This window comes from Halomonas sp. NO4 (genome assembly GCF_010994375.1).
Lineage (GTDB): Bacteria > Pseudomonadota > Gammaproteobacteria > Pseudomonadales > Halomonadaceae > Halomonas.
This window is the reverse complement of the sequence record NZ_WHMA01000005.1, coordinates 113,800-129,237: the sequence shown is the minus strand read 5'-3', so window position 1 is coordinate 129,237 and position 15,438 is coordinate 113,800. Positions and strand designations below refer to the sequence as shown.

Genomic DNA, 15,438 nt, shown 5'->3' with positions numbered 1-15,438 from the left:
AGGAGAGAGCATGACCCGCAACGAGAAGCTGCGCGAGCGCCTGGCCCCCTGGATCGCGGTGGCGGCGCTGGTGGTCGTCTGGGAGGTGACGGTGCGCGCCCTGGATGTCCCCGAGTTCATCTTTCCCAGCGCCTCGGCCACCGCTCAGGCGCTGGTGGCCTTCGCCGGGCCCATCGGCGTGCACTCCTGGCAGACCTTCTGGACCACCCTGGCCGGGTTTGGCCTGGGCGTGGTGGTGGGACTGGCGCTGGGCTTTCTCATCGGCTCGTCGCGCTTTCTCTACCACGCCTGCTATCCGCTGCTGGTGGGCTTCAACGCCATTCCCAAGGTGGCCTTCGTGCCCATCCTGGTGGTGTGGTTCGGCATCGGCTCGATACCGGCGATTCTCACCGCCTTTCTGATCTGCTTCTTTCCCATCGTGGTCAACGTGGCCACCGGGCTCGCCACCCTGGAGCCGGAGCTCGAGGACGTGCTGCGCGTGCTTGGGGCGCGGCGGATGGATGTGCTGCTCAAGGTGGGACTGCCGCGTTCGCTGCCCTACTTCTTCGCCTCGCTGAAGGTGGCCATCACCCTGGCCTTCGTGGGCACCGTGGTCTCCGAGACGGTGGCCTCCAACCAGGGCATCGGCTACCTGATGATGAGCGCCGGCTCGCAGATGCGCATGGCGCTGGTGTTCGCCGGGCTGATCGTGATCAGCGCCATGGCCATGGTGATGTACGAGCTGTTCGCGGCGCTGGAGAAGCGGATGACGGGGTGGGCGCACCGCGGACAGCGCTAGGCGGCTCAGAACGCCTTCTCGAGCTCGAAGCGCGGCACCGGCTCGCCCTGCACCTCCACGGTCTCGGTGAAGTTGTCCAGCGGTCTCACCCAGAGGCCATACTCGCCGTAGAGCGCGCGATAGACCACCAGCGGTTCCTCGGTTTCGCTGTGGTGGGCCACGCCGAGCACCTCGTAGTGGTTGCCCTTGTAGTGGCAGTAGATGCCGGGGACGGGAAGGGAAGGGGGCATCGGGAACTCCAGCCTGAGGGTCATGGATCAGCTTTGTCGTCTTCATCGGCCGCCGCGGCGGCCTGCTTGGCCAGCCGCGTAAGCACCCGTGAGGCGGCGACGAAGCCGAAGCTGCCGGTGACGAAGGTGGCGGCGCCGAAGCCCGAGGCGCAGTCGAGGCGCGTCGCCTCGCCCTGGCCGGGCTTGGTGGCGCACACCTCGCCGTCGGCGCCGGGATAGATCAGCTGTTCGTCAGAGTAGACGCATTCCACGGAAAAGCGGCGTTTGGGATTGCGCGAGTAGCCGTAGTCGCGGCGCAGCCGGGCGCGCACCTTGGCGAGCAGCGGGTCGTGCTCGGTACGGGTTAGGTCAGCGATGCGGATGCGGGTTGGGTCGGTCTGGCCGCCGGCGGCACCGGTCACGGTGATCGGCAGCTTGTGGCGCCGGCACCAGGCGATCAGCGCCGCCTTGGCGACCACGCTGTCGATGGCGTCCACCACGTGGTCGGCATCCAGGGGCAACCGCCTGGCCAGGTTGGTGGGGGTGACGAAGGCGGTGTCGGCCACCACCTCGATGCCGGGCTGGATGGCCCGGCAGCGCTCGGCGAGCACGTCCACCTTGGGGCGGCCGATGGTGCCGTCCAGGGCATGCAGCTGGCGATTGACGTTGGAGACGCAGACGTCGTCGAGGTCGATCAGCGTGAGCTTGCCGATCCCCGAGCGCGCCAGCGCTTCTACCGCCCAGCTGCCCACGCCGCCCACACCGGCCACCACCACGTGGGCGGTGCGAAAGCGCTCGAAGGCCCGGCGGCCGTAGAGGCGGCGGATGCCGCCGAAGCGCAGCTCATGGTCGTCCAGGGCGGGAGTGGCAGTCAGGTCGGTCATGGCGTGATCGGTTCGGCTTGGGGAGTACGGAGAGGCGCGTGACGAGCGGCGTTCACCGGCAGGTGGCCGGCCCAGCCGAAGCGCCGGAACAGCTGCGTCATGGGCGCATCCAGGGCTGCGCTGACCACCAGGCGATACGCTTCGACGGGATGGTCGAAGGCGAGTTCCACGGCAGCCAGCAGCAGGCGCGGGCAGGCCAGTCGCTCGGCGAAGAAGCGGTTGTGGTTGCCCTTGCCGTGCTTGGCGTCGCCGATGATCGGGTAGCCGCGGCGCGACAGGTGGCGGCGGATCTGGTGGCGACGCCCGGTGAGCGGGTGCGCCTCCATCAGCGAATAGCGGCTGGTCGGGTAGCGGTCCACGGCGACCGGCAGTTCCACGCTGTCGAGCCGGCGAATGGCGGTCTGTGCCGGCTGGGCGGGCATCTCGGCCTTGGGGCGATGGCCGTCCTCCTCGCGCAGCGCATAGTCGAGCCGCTCATCCTCGGGGCCGAGGCCGCGCACCACGGCGAGATAGCGCTTCTCGACGCGGCGTTCGGTGAAGGCCTCGCCCAGCCGCGTGGCGATCGCCGGGTCGAGGCCGAATACCATCGCCCCCGAGGTGGGGCGGTCGAGGCGGTGGGCCGGATAGACGCGCCGGCCCAACTGGTCCCGCAGCCGCTGCACCAGGAACTCGCGCTCGCCGCGCGCCAGGGCCGTGCGGTGCACCAGCAGCCCCGCGGGCTTGTGCACGACGACCAGGTGGTCGTCCTGATGGAGAATCGTCAGCGGTTCCGGCATACCGGTTCAGCGTGTTGCGAAAGGCCCGCCATTGTCGCCGTTGGGGGCTGAGCTGTCATCCGATGCGGTTAGCCTGGCAAGCATCGATTGGCCGCGCGATGGCGCTGCGGCTTGAAGTGACGCCGACGCCCCCCAACGTGGTGGGTAACCCGTCACCACACAGAGAGCAGGAGTCGCCATGTCTTCCACCGTACTGATCACTGGCGCCAACCGCGGCGTCGGCCTGGCCTTGGCCCGCCACTATCACGCCGCCGGCTGGCGCGTCATCGGCGTCTGCCGTGAAGCCTCCCACGAGCTGGCCGAGGTGTCCGAGACGCTCATCGAAGGCGTCGACGTGACCCGCCCCGAGGACGTGGCACGCCTGGCCGGGGAGCTGGCAAGCCGCCGCCTGGACCTGCTGATCAACAATGCCGGCCTGCTTCACGATGAATCACTGGGCGCGCTCGACTTCGACACCATCCGCACGCAGATGGAGATCAACGCCTATGCCCCGCTGCGCCTCACCGAGGCGCTGCTCGACAATCTCGGCGAGGGCAGCAAGGTCGCCAACGTCTCCAGCCGCATGGGCTCGATCGCCGACAACGACTCCGGCGGCCGCTACGGGTACCGCGCCTCCAAGGCGGCACTCAACGCCTTCGGCAAGTCGCTGGCCATGGACCTGGCGCCCCGCGGCATCGCCGTGATCCAGCTCCACCCCGGCTACGTGAAGACGCGCATGGTCAACTTCGGCGGCCTGATTCCCCCCGAGGAGGCCGCCGCCGGCATCGCCGAGCGCATCGCGGCGCTGACCCTCGAGACCACTGGCACCTTCTGGCACAGCAACGGCGAAGCGCTGCCCTGGTAGGCCCCGGGCAGCCGCTCGCTCGGAAACGCCACCCGATGTCATCCGGTTGCCATGCCAGGCAACCGTCGTCGCTGTCACGCTCTTGTCATGGCGATGTCGCATCCTCGTCTTATAACAGGGCGGTGAACGGAAGGCGCAATGACGGCACAGGAGGGGCAATCACTCAGGGCCATCCTTGAGGGCGAGCAGCTACGGGTGTATTTCCAGCCCATCGTCGACGTGGGGCGGCAGACGATCCACGGCTACGAGGCGCTGATCCGCGGCCCGGAGGGCTCCCCTCTGCGCTCCCCGGTGGCGCTCTTCGACCTGGCTACCCGGGCCGGCTCGCTGGTCGAGCTGGACCTGCTGTGCCGGCGCTTGGCGATCCAGCGTTTCGCAGCGCTGGGGCTGCCCGGGCGGCTCTTTCTCAACGTCATGCCCGCCACCATTGTCGAGCGCGACTTTCGCGAGGGGCTGACCCTGCGCTTCCTCCACGAGGCCGACTTGGCCCCCAGTCGGGTGGTGATCGAGCTCACCGAGCACATGCCCATCCACGACTACGCGCTGATGCGCCAGGCGGTGGCCCACTACCGCGAGATGGGCTTCCAGGTGGCGCTCGACGACCTGGGCGCCGGGCATTCCAGCCTGCGCCACTGGTCGGAGCTGCGCCCGGACTTCGTCAAGCTCGACCGCCACTTCGTGGCCGGCATCGACCAGGCGCCGGCCAAGCGCGAGTTCCTGCGCTCGATCCTCGACGTGGCGCGCAGCCTCGACTGCCAGCTGATCGCCGAGGGCATCGAGACCGAGCAGGAGCATCGCTGTCTGTGGGAGCTCGACCGCGGGCTCTCCCTGTTGCAGGGCTACTTCTTCGCCCGACCCAGCGCGATGCCGCCGTTGAGCGTCGACCACCTGCTGCCCGCCCCGGCGCCGCTGTGCAGCGAGCCGGTGCGCTGTGCCTGTGCCATCACCCGCCCCGTCGAGGCGGTCGCGCCGACGCTGCCCGTGCCGGCCCTGGTCGAGCGCTTTCGTGGCGAGCCCCGGCTGCGCTGCGTGCCGGTGGTGGAGCGGGACGGTCGTCCCCTGGGCGTGGTGCGCCGCAACGACTTTCTGACGCTGTTCACCAACCCCTTCAGCCACGCCCTCTATGCCCGCCGCCAGGTGTGCGAGCTCCTCGATACTCAGGTGTTGGTGACCGCCCAGGAGACACCGCTGGCCAAGCTCAGCCAAGAGCTGACCGACCGCCACGACCTCCAGCAAGAGGACTTCGTGATCGTAGACGATCTCGGCGTTTACCTGGGCATGGGCACCATCGTCGACCTGCTGCGCGAGATCACCGCCATCCAGGTTCGCCAGGCGCGCCACGCCAACCCGCTGACCGGTCTCCCGGGCAATATCTTGATCAACGAAACCCTCGCCCGGCGGCTGGCGAGCGGGGCGCCCTTCGCGGCGGTGTACTGCGACCTGGACAACTTCAAGGCGTTCAACGACGCCTATGGCTATGCGCGCGGGGACCGGGTGATCGTCGCCGTGGCGCACCTGCTCCAGACCCAGGTGGGGGAGGAGGACTTCGTCGGCCATGTGGGCGGCGATGACTTCGTGCTGCTTCTCGATCAGGCCTGCTGGCGTGACACCTGCCGGCGCATTCTCGACGCCTTCGCCGTCCTGGCTCCCGACTTCTATGACGCCCTCGACCGGCAGGCCGGCGGCATCCGCGTGGAGAACCGCCAGGGGGTGGCGACCTTCTACCCCATCGTCAGCCTGTCCCTGGGGGCGCGTCCCGTCGCCAAGGGCGAAGGGGGCAATGCCCTCGGCATCGCCGCCGAGCTTTCCGAGCTCAAGGCCCAGGCCAAGAAGCGCGCCGGCAACAGCCTCTTCGTCGACCGGCGCGGCCTGACTAGATGAGCGTCCGGCGCACTCGCGCCGAGACCGCTTCGCTGACCACCACGGTGGCGAGAATCACGATCAGGATGGTGGCCACCTGAGACCAGGCAAGGGTGTCGATCGACGACTGTAGCTTCATGCCGATGCCGCCGGCGCCCACCAGGCCCAGGATGGTGCTCTCGCGAATGTTGATGTCCCAGCGGAACACCGAGATGCCCCAGAAGGCCGGCAGCACCTGGGGCACGATGCCGTAGTGGATGATTTGGGAGCGGCTGGCACCGGTGGCGGTGACGGCCTCGGTCTGGCGGACGTCGGTCTCCTCGATGGCTTCATACAGCAGCTTGCCGACAAAGCCGATGGAGCGCAGGGCGATGGCCACGATGCCGGCCAGCAGGCCCGGCCCGATGATGGCCACCAGCAGCAGCGCCCAGATCAGCGAGTTGATCGAGCGCGAGGCAACGATGACGAACAGCGCCATGGGGCGCACCAGCAGCGCCGAGGGGGTGGTATTGGCCGCCGCCAGGAAGGCTACCGGTACCGCCAGGATGACGCCGCCCAGGGTGCCCAGGGTGGCGATGTTGAGGGTGTCCCACAGCGGTGCCAGCAGCTCGGGCAGGTAGTCGAGCCGTGGCGGGAACATGCGGCTGCCGATGTCGGCCGCCTGGCTCGGCGCGTCGGCGACGAAGACCCACATCGTGCCGGCGTTCATCACCTGCCAGCACCATACGAAGAGTGCCACCAGGGCCAGCCAGCCGGCCCACAGCGCCAGCCGCGCCTTGGGCGTGCGGAAGGACCACACTTGAGCGTAGTGGGTCGGCTCGTTAGCGATCGGATCGAGTCGGGTCATTGCAGATATTTCCTCAGATGACTGGAGCTGTACTCCACCAGCATGACGATGGCGATGACGATCAGCAGGATGGCGCCGGCACTGTCGTACTCGTAGCGGTCGATGGCGGTGTTCAAGGTGGCGCCGATGCCGCCGGCGCCGACGATGCCAATCACCGCGCTCTCGCGGAAATTGATGTCCAGGCGGTAGAGCGACAGGCCGATCAGCCGCGGCATCACCTGGGGCTGCACGGCGTAGTGGATCAGTTGCCACCAGCTGGCCCCGGTGGCGCGGATCGCCTCGGCCTGGCTGGCGTCGATCTCCTCGATGTCGTCGGCGAGCAGCTTGGCGAGAAAGCCGATGGAGGCGAAGGCCAGAGTGACGAAGCCGGCGAAGGGGCCGAAGCCGAACATGGCCACCAGGAAGATGGCGATGATGATCTCCTGGAGCGAGCGGCTCACCGCAATGATCGAGCGGCACACCAGGTAGACGGGTTGCGGTACCAGGTTGCGGGCCGCACCGATGCCGATGGGCACCGAGACCAGAATGCCCACCACGGTGGCGGTCAGGGTCATGGTGAGGCTTTCGATCAGACCCTGGCGGATGTCGCTCCAGCGGCTCACGAAGTCGGGCTGCAAGAAGCCCTGCATGAAACGCGCGCCGCGCTCCAGGCCCTCGACGACCCGCGATACGTCGACCTCCAGCGTGCCCACGGCCAGCACCAGATAGGCCAGGATGGCCAGCTGCAGTGCCTGGCGCCAGCCGCGGTCGGTGACGATCTGCGGGGGGCGGCGCCAGCGACGCGGATAGTGGCCGACTCCATTCATCCGGCACCTCCCGCCAGCGTCAGGCGATTGGCCTGTTCGGCGGCCTCGTTCTCTTCATGGGCGTGGCGCATGGCGGTCCAGTCCTCGGCGCCGTAGATGGTGGTGAGCTGGCTTTCCGTCAGCGCTTCGGGGCTGCCGTCGAACACCAGTTCGCCGCCGCGCAGGCCGACGATGCGGTCCATGAACTGCTGCGCCAGGGGCACGTCGTGGATATTGACGATGGTCGGCAGGTCGCGTTCCGCGCCGATTTCGGTGATCAAGCGCATGATCTGACGGCTGGTCTTGGGGTCGAGGCTGGCCGTGGGCTCATCCACCAGCAGCAGCTCCGGCTCCTGGGCCAGGGCGCGGGCGATGCCCACTCGCTGGCGTTGGCCGCCGGAGAGGGCATCGGCGCGCTTGTCGGCGTGGTCGAGCAGCCCCACCCGGTCGAGCAGGCGGTAGGCGTTCTCGATGTCGCGGCCCGGAAAGCGTCGCGTGAAGCTGCGCCAGAAAGGCACGTAGCCCAGCCGACCGGAGAGCACGTTCTCCATCACGGTGAGGCGTTCCACCAGGGCGTACTCCTGGAAGATCATGCCGATGCGTCGGCGCGCACGGCGCAGGTCGCGGCTACCCAGAGCGGCGAGGTCGGTCTCGCCCAGGCGGATCGCGCCGCTCGAGGGTTCCACCAGACGGTTGATGCAGCGGATCAGCGTCGACTTGCCGGCGCCGGAGGGGCCGATGAGCCCCATCACCTGGCCTTGCGGCACGCGGAAGGAGACGTCGCGCAGGGCCCTGTCGCCGGTGGCGCCGCTTCTGGAACCATAGGTCTTGGAGAGTCGTTGAATGTCTAGCACGGAAGTCTCCGCAATGAACGCAAAAGGCGGGCGGCCAGGCCGCCCGCGATCTCGCATGGAGAGAGGGCTCAGTTGCAGTCGTATTCGACCCCGTTGGCTTCGTCGATCTGGCGAATCACCGACCAGTGCTCCTGGAAACTGATGGGAATGAACTGCTCCTCGCCGTTGCGACCGAACTCCTCGGCCAGTGCGCTGCCTTCCCAGTCGAAGCTGAAGAAGGCTTCCTGGACCGCTTCCTGAAGCTCCGGCGTCAGGTTGTAGACGGTGCCGTAGCCGGTGGTGGGGAAGGTGTCCGACTGATAGAGCACCTCCACCTGGTCGGCGTCGATGACGCCGCGGTCGATCATGCGGTTCTTCACCGAGTTGGCGACGGTGGCCACCGCGTAGTCCTGGTTGGCCACGCCCAGCACCGAGTTGTCGTGCTTTCCCGAGAAGTCGACCTCGTAGTCCTCGCCGGAGGTCATGCCGAATTCCGAGGCCATCAGGGCGGTGGGTGCCTTGAAACCGGAGTTGGAGGTCTCGGAGGTGTGGGTCAGGGTACGACCGCGAATGTCCTCCACCTCACGCACCTCGGAGTCGGGGTAGGTGATGATCTCCATCTCATAGCCGAAGCTGCCGTCCTCGGCGGCCATCATGGCGAAGGGGCGAAAGCCCGCGCAGGCCACCGCCAGGGGGTTGGAGCCGGTGTTGAAGCCGGCCACGTGCAGGCGCCCGGCGCGCATGGCCTCGATCTGGGCGGCGTTGGACTGCACCGGGAAGAACTGCACGGCCTTGCCGGTGACTTCCTCCATGTGCTCCAGGAAGCCGGCCCACACTTCGGCGTAGACGGCGGGATCCTCCACCGGGGTGTAAGCGAACACCAGGGTGTCCGGGTCGAGCCACTGTGACTCGTCCTCGGGGATATCGGCCACCAGGTCGCCGTCGTTGTCGGTGTAGCGCTCGCTCAAGGCGAAATCGGCCTGGACAGTGGTGATGCCGGCTGCGAAGGCCGTGGCGGCAATGGTGGTACCGAGCAAGAGGCGGTTGCGGAGTACGAATGGCATGGGGCTCACCTGTGTTGGGATAAGGAACACAGGCGTCATGCTGGAGCGAGCGTGTGACAGTGCCGGGTCAGGGAGGTGACGACGCGATGAAGTCGCGATGAAGTCGCGATGACGGCGCCGTCATGCGTGGTGATTACTGCCACCCGGGCGCGACGGTGGGCCAAGTCCCTGGCAGGCAGTGCCGCAAACGAGCGTGGCCTGACCGGCAGGGTCAGCGAAACCCTGGTCGATTCCGCACCGATGGCCAGTCTGCTCCGGATCGCTCCGATTCGGCAGATGCTGATTTGACAACCCCGGTCCCCCTGCTAGGCCTAGTTTACTGGCCAGCGCGCGGTCCACCGCCCGTGTTGACTGTGCCGACGTGAACACAGGCCGCGGGAGGTCATCATGAAACGCACGACCGAAAGGAAATGGCGGGGGGTGGTGATGTCGCTGCTGGTGTCCGCGGTATCAGTCCCAGCACTGGCCGGGAATCCAGCACCATCGGAGATGGGGCATCCCAACGCGAAGAGCCTCGGCATCTACATCGGCAGTGAGCTGACCGAGGACGGTTCGACCCTGCTGGCCGGTTTCGGCCATGAGCCCTCCAGCCACTGGATCGAGATCGTGCCGCGCCAGGCCCATCCCCAGGGAGCGACCTGGAAAGTAGGCGTGACCGACCAGGCGCGCATTCCCGGCGAGCTGATCGAGATTCCCCAGGCCGAGGTGACCTACAAATACATCAGCTCCAACTACTCGGAGTTCGCCGGCTTTCCGCCGCCGTTGACCAACGGCGGGCTGAACGAGCACGGCGTGGCGGCCCGCGATATCTGGTCGCCGTCGCGCCCGGAGCTGGTGGAGAGGTCGGAAACCGCCGCCGAGCAGTCCCCGCAGACCGGCCCGCAGTACAGTGACCTGGCCAAGGCCATCATGGAGCGCGCCACCACGGCCCGCGAGGCCGTGGAGATCATCGGGGGCCTGATCGACGAGCACGGTTTCTCGACCTATGGCGGCAACTCTCACCTGATCGCCGATGCCGAGGAGGGCTGGGCGTTCATCAACTACGCCGGCGGCGAGGGACTCTGGGTCGCCGAGCGCCTGGGCCCGGACGAGGTGCGGGTGATGTACCCGGGGTATATCCACGATTTCCCCGTCGACCACGCGTCGAGCGACGACTACCTGGCCTCCGACAACTTCGTCGCCGTTGCCCGCGAGCAGGGCTGGTGGGACGGCGAGGGCGAGTCGTTCAACGTCCAGGCCGTCTACGGTCAGCCGTTTCCGGCCGAGGACCCGGGCGACTTCTACCCGGCATTCTACACGGCCGGACGCAACCCGCCGGAGCGGGAACGGGAACTGCGCGAGATGGCGCCAGTGAGCCTGGACGACATGCTCGCCTACGTGCGCGATCCGCGCTGGTCCACCGACTTCTCGGGCTACGGCCAGGTGGCGCACTTGCGCCCGGACGTGCCTCCCCAGCTTCAGACCCTGTGGGTGGCGGTGACCAGTGCCATCACCACGCCCTTCGTGGGCATTCCCGTGGGTACCGAGGAGGTGCCGCCGGAGTTCCAGCAACACCGCTACATGACCAAGGACGCGGATTCCCACTTCATCGACCCGGACTACGGCCCGCTGGAAGCCACGCGCTACGCCACGCGCACCTTCAAGCGGCTGCTCTACCATACCTGCGAGCACCCCACCGACTTCCTGCGCCCGGTGACCGCCGAACTCGAGGCCTTCGAGCGGGAGCTGATCGCCGAACGGGCCAGTGTCGAGCAGCGTGCCCTGGGGCTGTTCGAGGCGGGCGAGAACGCCAAGGCGCGGGCCCACCTGACCTACCAAGTGAAACAGCGGCTGCTCGACGGCCTGGCGCTGGGCGAAGACCTGGTACGCGCCGTGGAGCGGGAAACCCGTGCCAAGTACGGCATTCGCCGGCCCGAAGGCGAGGCGCAGGAGGGCGAGACGACCCCGGCCACCAGCCAGCCGATGGCGCGCCACGGCTGGGGTGCCATGATCCACTGCTACGAGCCGGCGCTGGACGAGTACCCCAGCGAGCACGGCCGCTACGATGGCTACGCGGGGCTGGTGCCTTGAGTGCGCGGGCAGGATGGCGGCCGCTGGTCACCCCGCCAGCGTGAGGCTCGCCACGGCGAAGGCGTAGCCGATGGCGCCGCCGGCGATCACGTCGCTGACGTAGTGCAGGCCGAGCCCCACCCGCGACACGGCGATCAGCAGCGTCAGCGGCACCAGCACCGGCAGTAGCGCCGGGGCGTGATGGGCGGTGAGCACGCAGAACAGCACCGCGTGCATGGTGTGGCCACTGGGGAAGCTGTAGCGGTCGCGGGCCGGCTCGCGGCAGGTGATGCGCGAGCCGAAGGTGATGAAAGGGCGCTCGCGGCACAGCCGCGTCTTGACCAGGCGATACACGGCAATGGCGAGAAGGGCGGTGAGGCTGTACTGCAGCAGGTAGGCCAGGCCCGCCGCGTCGTGCAGCCAGGGTTGGGCGACGATCAGTGCCACCCACACCGGCCAGTCGCCGAGCTTGCTGGCCAGGCGCAGGGTGGCGAGCCAGGGGCGATAGAGGCTGAAGCGGGCGATGCGCTGGCAGAGCTGCCACTCCAGCAGGTCGAGACGCTCAAACACCGCAGGCGCGCGTGGTTTCATGGGGGCTCTCCCGGGCGTGGTCGAGAACGGCGAGGAAGGTGTCGGCAATGGCCGACCAGCGGCATTCCAGGGCGCGCTGGCGTGCGGCGCGACCCAGCCGGGCATAGCGTGCCGGCTGTTGACCCAGGGTGACGGCCGCCCGGCGAAAGGCGTCGTCGTCGCCTGGCGGCACGACCACGCCGTTGCGTTCCGGGGTGAACAACTCTGCCGCCGCGGCATGGCGGTACGCGACCACGGCCAGGCCGCTGGCCATGGCTTCCAGCACCACGTTGCCCCAGGTCTCGGAAAGCGAAGGGAAGAGAAAGAGATCGGCGCTGGCGTAGTGGCGGGCCAGCGCCTCGCGCGGCACGAAACCGGTGAAGTGCGCCTCGGGCAGTGCCGCCTCCAGCCGGGCCCGCGCCGGCCCGTCGCCCACGATGACCAGCGCCATCTCCGGCCGCGCCTCCCGCAGGGCCAGAAAGCACGTCTCCAGCAGCGCCAGATTCTTCTCCCAGGCGAGCCGGCCCACGTAGAGGGCGACCGGCGTATGGGCATCGACGCCCCAGCGCTCGCGCAACTCTGGGTCGCGATGGGCCGGTGAGAAGCGCTCGCCGTCGATGCCGCGCGCCATTACCGCCAGGTTGGCGAAGCCGCGCTCGGCCAGTGTTTCTGCCTGGGCGTGGGTGGGGACCAGCGTCGCCGCGCAGCCATTGTGGAAGCGGCGCAGGCCAGCGAGCATGGCCGGGGCCAGCCAGGGCAGGCCGTAGGCACGGCAATAGTGATCGAAGTTGGTGTGCCAGCCCGCGACCACCGGGATGCCCAGGCGGCGAGCAATGCGTCGCGCCGACCAGCCGAGCGGCCCCTGGGTGGCGAGATAGACCACATCGGGGCGCTGCTCGCGCCACAGGCGAAGCAGGCGACGCGGGGCGGGCAGGCCGATGCGTACTTCGCGGTAGCCGGGCAGCCCCAGGCCGCGCACCTGCAGCTCCGCCTGCATGCCGGCGCGCCGTTGCCGGTGCCGGGCCAGGCGTGGCCGCGGCCGGATCAGCTGCAGGGCGATGCCACGACCGTGCAGCTCCTCGGCGAGGTGGTTGAGCGTGTGGGCGACGCCATTGATGTCGGGGGGCCAGGTCTCGCTGACCAGACAGATGCGCATGGGGCTTCCTCGTCGTCGGTCGGCCGGGATGGTCTCGACCCCAAGGGTGCCGGGCCGCCATGACGACGCGGCGACAGCGGCGTGATAAAACCATGACAGGGCAGGCCCCACGGCCGAGCCAGGGGCGTCTTGTCATATCGCTACACGCTGATCCACCATGGTCGGCTCGCCGGCGCCGGCGAAATCCGCGATGCTGAGGGGTCACGCTGCCCGGAGTCCGCCATGAAGCTGTCGCCCGCCTACCGCCTCGCCGCCACCATTCTCCACGGCTTCGACGAGTACCGCTCGCGCTTCAAGGCGATCACCGCCGACGCCAGCCGCCGCTTTCGCGACGCCGCCTGGCGCGAGGCGCAGCAGGCCTCGGCGGAGCGCATCAACCTCTACGAGCAGAAGGTGAACGAGACCCTGGAGCGCCTCGAGACCACCTTCAGCGAGGAGGAGCTCACCCACTGCGAGTGTTGGCGCGAGGCCAAGCAGCACTACGCCGAGCTGATCAGCCAGCGCCTCGACTACGAGCTGGCCGAGACCTATTTCAACTCGTTGTTCTGCTCCGTGTTCCACCACCGCCACATCCGCAATGACTGGATGTTCGTCTACAGTTCCCGGGACACTGCCGCGCACCGCTCCGGCATCGAGCTGTGTCGGCGTTTTGCCGTCCATGGCGACTGGAACGCGGCGGTGCGCTGGGCCCTGGCGGAGGCGCCCTTCGAGACCCCCTTCGACGACCTGGAGCACGATGCCGGGCAGGGCGGCGACTTCCTGCGCGGCCATCTGCCGGCGGCCATCCTCGATGCCGCCGATGCCGAGGTGGAGCTGCTCAAGAGCGTCTTCTACCGCAACAAGGGAGCCTACCTGGTGGGGCGCATCCGTGGCGGGGGTACGCAGGTGCCGCTGGTGCTGCCGGTGCTCCACGACGAAGGGGCCGGCCTGCACCTCGACACCGTGCTGATCGAGTCGGACGAGGTGTCGATCATCTTCTCCTTCACCCGCGCCTACTTTCAGGTGGAGGTGGCGGTGCCGGGCGAGTTCGTCAACTACCTGCGCGAGCTGATGCCCGACAAGCCCGCCGGCGAGCTCTACGCCGCCATCGGCTTCTTCAAGCACGGCAAGACCGAGTTCTTCCGCGCCCTTAACCAGCAGGTGGCCAAGCGCGAGGACCGATTTATCATCGCCCCCGGGGTGCGCGGCATGGTGATGGCGGTGTTCGTGCTGCCCTCCTTTCGCACCGTGTTCAAGATCATCAAGGACCGCTTCGACCCCACCAAGGAGATGAGCCGCGAGGACGTGCGCGAGAAGTACCGCCTGGTCAAGCGCCACGACCGTGTGGGGCGCATGGCCGACACCCAGGAGTTCTCGCACTTCATCGCCCGCCAGGACCACTTCGACCCGGCGTGCCTGGAGGAGCTGCTGCGCGTGGCGCCTTCCACCGTCTACCTTCGGGGCGACAAGGTGATCATCGAGCACTGCTACACCGAGCGCATGATGACCCCGCTCAACCTCTACCTGGAACAGTGCGACGCCGCCGAAACGCACGCCGTGCTCAAGGACTACGGCAACGCCATCAAGCAGCTGGCGGCCGCCAACATCTTTCCCGGCGACATGCTGCTCAAGAATTTCGGCGTGACCCGCCACGGCCGGGTGATCTTCTACGACTACGACGAGATCTGCTACCTCACCGAGTGTAACTTCCGCCATATCCCCGAGCCCATGTACCCCGAGCAAGAGCTGGCCGACGAGCCTTGGTACTCGGTGGGGCCGAATGATATTTTTCCCGAGGAGTTCGGCCCCTTCCTGTTCGCCGACGTGCGCCTGCGCAAGCTCTTCTACGAACTGCACCCGGAGCTGTTCGACGCCGACTACTGGAAGGGGCTTCAGCAGGCCATTCGCGATGGGCGGGTGATCGACGTCTACCCCTATCGGAACAAGCAGCGTTTCGCCGCCAGCGAGGGCAATGGCCTGGTTTACTGAATCATCACGGCCACGCGGCAAGACGCGGCCAAGCAAGACGAGGAGTGCGCAGTGGGCGAGTCGCAGCAGCCCCATCTGGTGGTGCTCACCGGTGCCGGCATCAGCGCCGAGAGCGGTATACAGACCTTCCGCGCCAGCGACGGCCTGTGGGCCGACCACCCCATCGAGGCGGTGGCCACCCCCGAGGCGTGGCAACGCGATCCCGAGCGCGTGCTGCGCTTCTACGACATGCGCCGCGACCAGGTGCGCCGCGCCCGCCCCAACCCCGCCCACAAGGCCCTGGCCGACCTGGAGCAGGCCGGCTTTCGGGTCAGCATCATCACCCAGAACATCGACGACCTGCACGAGCGCGCCGGTTCGCGGGATGTGCTGCATCTGCACGGCGAGATACTCCAGGCACGCTCCTCGGTGGACCCGCGCCTGCGCTATCCGCTGCGCCGTGGCGGCATTCGCCTGGGCGATGTGTGCGACAAGGGCAGCCAGCTGCGCCCCGATGTGGTGTGGTTCGGCGAGAGCGTGCCGCGCTTCGGCGAGGCGTGCGAGATTGCCGCGGCGGCCGACCTGCTGCTGGTGGTGGGCACGTCGCTCGCCGTGATGCCGGCGGCCTCGCTGCTCGACCGGGTGGGGCTGGAAGCGCCCTGCGTGCTGGTCGACCCCGAGGCCCACGCCCTGGCACCGCCGGGCGTCACGCGTCTCGACCGGCCGGCGGGCGAGGGCGTGCCGGCGCTGACGCGTCACTGGCAGCGCGAGGGGCGCCTCTGGGTGCCGGAGACGCTGCTCGAGTAGACCAGGGACGAGGGACGAGGGACGAGGGA

Annotated in this window: 15 protein-coding genes; 6 read left to right on the top strand and 9 right to left on the bottom strand. The window is 68.2% G+C overall.

Translation table 11 applies throughout. The features are described from left to right. The first annotated feature begins 10 nt into the window (after positions 1–10). Complete coding sequence (locus FEF15_RS06285) at positions 11–778, top strand: ABC transporter permease (protein ID WP_163558298.1); 768 nt, start codon at positions 11–13, stop codon at positions 776–778. A 5-nt stretch (positions 779–783) separates the two neighbouring features. On the opposite strand, the gene FEF15_RS06280 is transcribed toward FEF15_RS06285, so the two are convergent. Genes FEF15_RS06280 through FEF15_RS06270 form a run of 3 tightly spaced genes read right to left on the bottom strand, consistent with a single transcriptional unit; the run spans position 784 to position 2,647 of the window. Then, positions 784–1,008 (bottom strand): DUF1653 domain-containing protein, encoded by a 225-nt coding sequence (locus FEF15_RS06280; RefSeq protein ID WP_163558297.1) that lies wholly within the window; start codon positions 1,006–1,008, stop codon positions 784–786. 20 nt (positions 1,009–1,028) lie between these two features. Further along, the gene (gene tcdA / locus FEF15_RS06275; RefSeq protein WP_163558296.1) at positions 1,029–1,871 is read right to left on the bottom strand and encodes a tRNA cyclic N6-threonylcarbamoyladenosine(37) synthase TcdA; all 843 of its coding nucleotides are present in this window, start codon (positions 1,869–1,871) and stop codon (positions 1,029–1,031) included. Beyond that, positions 1,868–2,647, bottom strand: a complete 780-nt coding sequence (locus tag FEF15_RS06270) for a pseudouridine synthase (RefSeq protein ID WP_163558295.1) — start codon at positions 2,645–2,647, stop codon at positions 1,868–1,870. The genes tcdA and FEF15_RS06270 overlap by 4 nt, the downstream gene beginning before the upstream one ends. Before the next feature lie 178 nt (positions 2,648–2,825). On the opposite strand from FEF15_RS06270, the gene FEF15_RS06265 reads away from it, so the two are divergent. Together FEF15_RS06265 and FEF15_RS06260 are read left to right on the top strand one after the other, a co-directional pair. Beyond that, on the top strand, positions 2,826–3,491 hold the full coding sequence (locus FEF15_RS06265) for an SDR family oxidoreductase (protein WP_163558294.1): 666 nt from the start codon (positions 2,826–2,828) through the stop codon (positions 3,489–3,491). A gap of 138 nt (positions 3,492–3,629) precedes the next feature. Beyond that, positions 3,630–5,372, top strand: a complete 1,743-nt coding sequence (locus FEF15_RS06260; RefSeq protein ID WP_163558293.1) for a bifunctional diguanylate cyclase/phosphodiesterase — start codon at positions 3,630–3,632, stop codon at positions 5,370–5,372. Here FEF15_RS06260 and phnE (FEF15_RS06255) read toward each other — a convergent pair. The 4 genes from phnE (FEF15_RS06255) to phnD form a co-directional block, all read right to left on the bottom strand. Further along, positions 5,365–6,198 (bottom strand): phosphonate ABC transporter, permease protein PhnE, encoded by an 834-nt coding sequence (gene phnE, locus FEF15_RS06255; RefSeq protein ID WP_163558292.1) that lies wholly within the window; start codon positions 6,196–6,198, stop codon positions 5,365–5,367. The genes FEF15_RS06260 and phnE (FEF15_RS06255) overlap by 8 nt on opposite strands. Continuing rightward, positions 6,195–7,004 carry a phosphonate ABC transporter, permease protein PhnE gene (phnE, locus tag FEF15_RS06250; protein ID WP_163558291.1) on the bottom strand — a complete coding sequence of 270 codons (810 nt, stop codon included), beginning with the start codon at positions 7,002–7,004 and terminating at the stop codon, positions 6,195–6,197. The genes phnE (FEF15_RS06255) and phnE (FEF15_RS06250) overlap by 4 nt, the downstream gene beginning before the upstream one ends. Beyond that, entirely contained in the window at positions 7,001–7,837 is an 837-nt protein-coding gene (phnC, locus tag FEF15_RS06245) for a phosphonate ABC transporter ATP-binding protein (protein ID WP_163558290.1), read from the bottom strand. The genes phnE (FEF15_RS06250) and phnC overlap by 4 nt, the downstream gene beginning before the upstream one ends. A gap of 68 nt (positions 7,838–7,905) precedes the next feature. Then, on the bottom strand, positions 7,906–8,880 hold the full coding sequence (gene phnD, locus FEF15_RS06240; protein WP_163558289.1) for a phosphate/phosphite/phosphonate ABC transporter substrate-binding protein: 975 nt from the start codon (positions 8,878–8,880) through the stop codon (positions 7,906–7,908). 387 nt (positions 8,881–9,267) lie between these two features. Between phnD and FEF15_RS06235 the strand changes: the two genes are divergently transcribed. Beyond that, positions 9,268–10,950, top strand: coding sequence for a C69 family dipeptidase (locus FEF15_RS06235; protein WP_205598483.1), 1,683 nt, complete (start codon positions 9,268–9,270; stop codon positions 10,948–10,950). A 27-nt stretch (positions 10,951–10,977) separates the two neighbouring features. Here the strand turns inward: FEF15_RS06235 and FEF15_RS06230 are convergent, their stop codons facing one another. Together FEF15_RS06230 and FEF15_RS06225 are read right to left on the bottom strand one after the other, a co-directional pair. Further along, the gene (locus tag FEF15_RS06230) at positions 10,978–11,520 is read right to left on the bottom strand and encodes a phosphatase PAP2 family protein (RefSeq protein ID WP_163558288.1); all 543 of its coding nucleotides are present in this window, start codon (positions 11,518–11,520) and stop codon (positions 10,978–10,980) included. Beyond that, the gene (locus tag FEF15_RS06225; RefSeq protein ID WP_163558287.1) at positions 11,492–12,655 is read right to left on the bottom strand and encodes a glycosyltransferase family 1 protein; all 1,164 of its coding nucleotides are present in this window, start codon (positions 12,653–12,655) and stop codon (positions 11,492–11,494) included. Before FEF15_RS06225 ends, FEF15_RS06230 begins: the two co-directional genes overlap by 29 nt. A gap of 222 nt (positions 12,656–12,877) precedes the next feature. Between FEF15_RS06225 and aceK the strand changes: the two genes are divergently transcribed. Together aceK and FEF15_RS06215 are read left to right on the top strand one after the other, a co-directional pair. Further along, positions 12,878–14,623 (top strand): bifunctional isocitrate dehydrogenase kinase/phosphatase, encoded by a 1,746-nt coding sequence (gene aceK, locus FEF15_RS06220; RefSeq protein WP_163558286.1) that lies wholly within the window; start codon positions 12,878–12,880, stop codon positions 14,621–14,623. 51 nt (positions 14,624–14,674) lie between these two features. Further along, complete coding sequence (locus tag FEF15_RS06215; RefSeq protein ID WP_163558285.1) at positions 14,675–15,409, top strand: NAD-dependent deacylase; 735 nt, start codon at positions 14,675–14,677, stop codon at positions 15,407–15,409. Positions 15,410–15,438 lie beyond the last annotated feature (29 nt).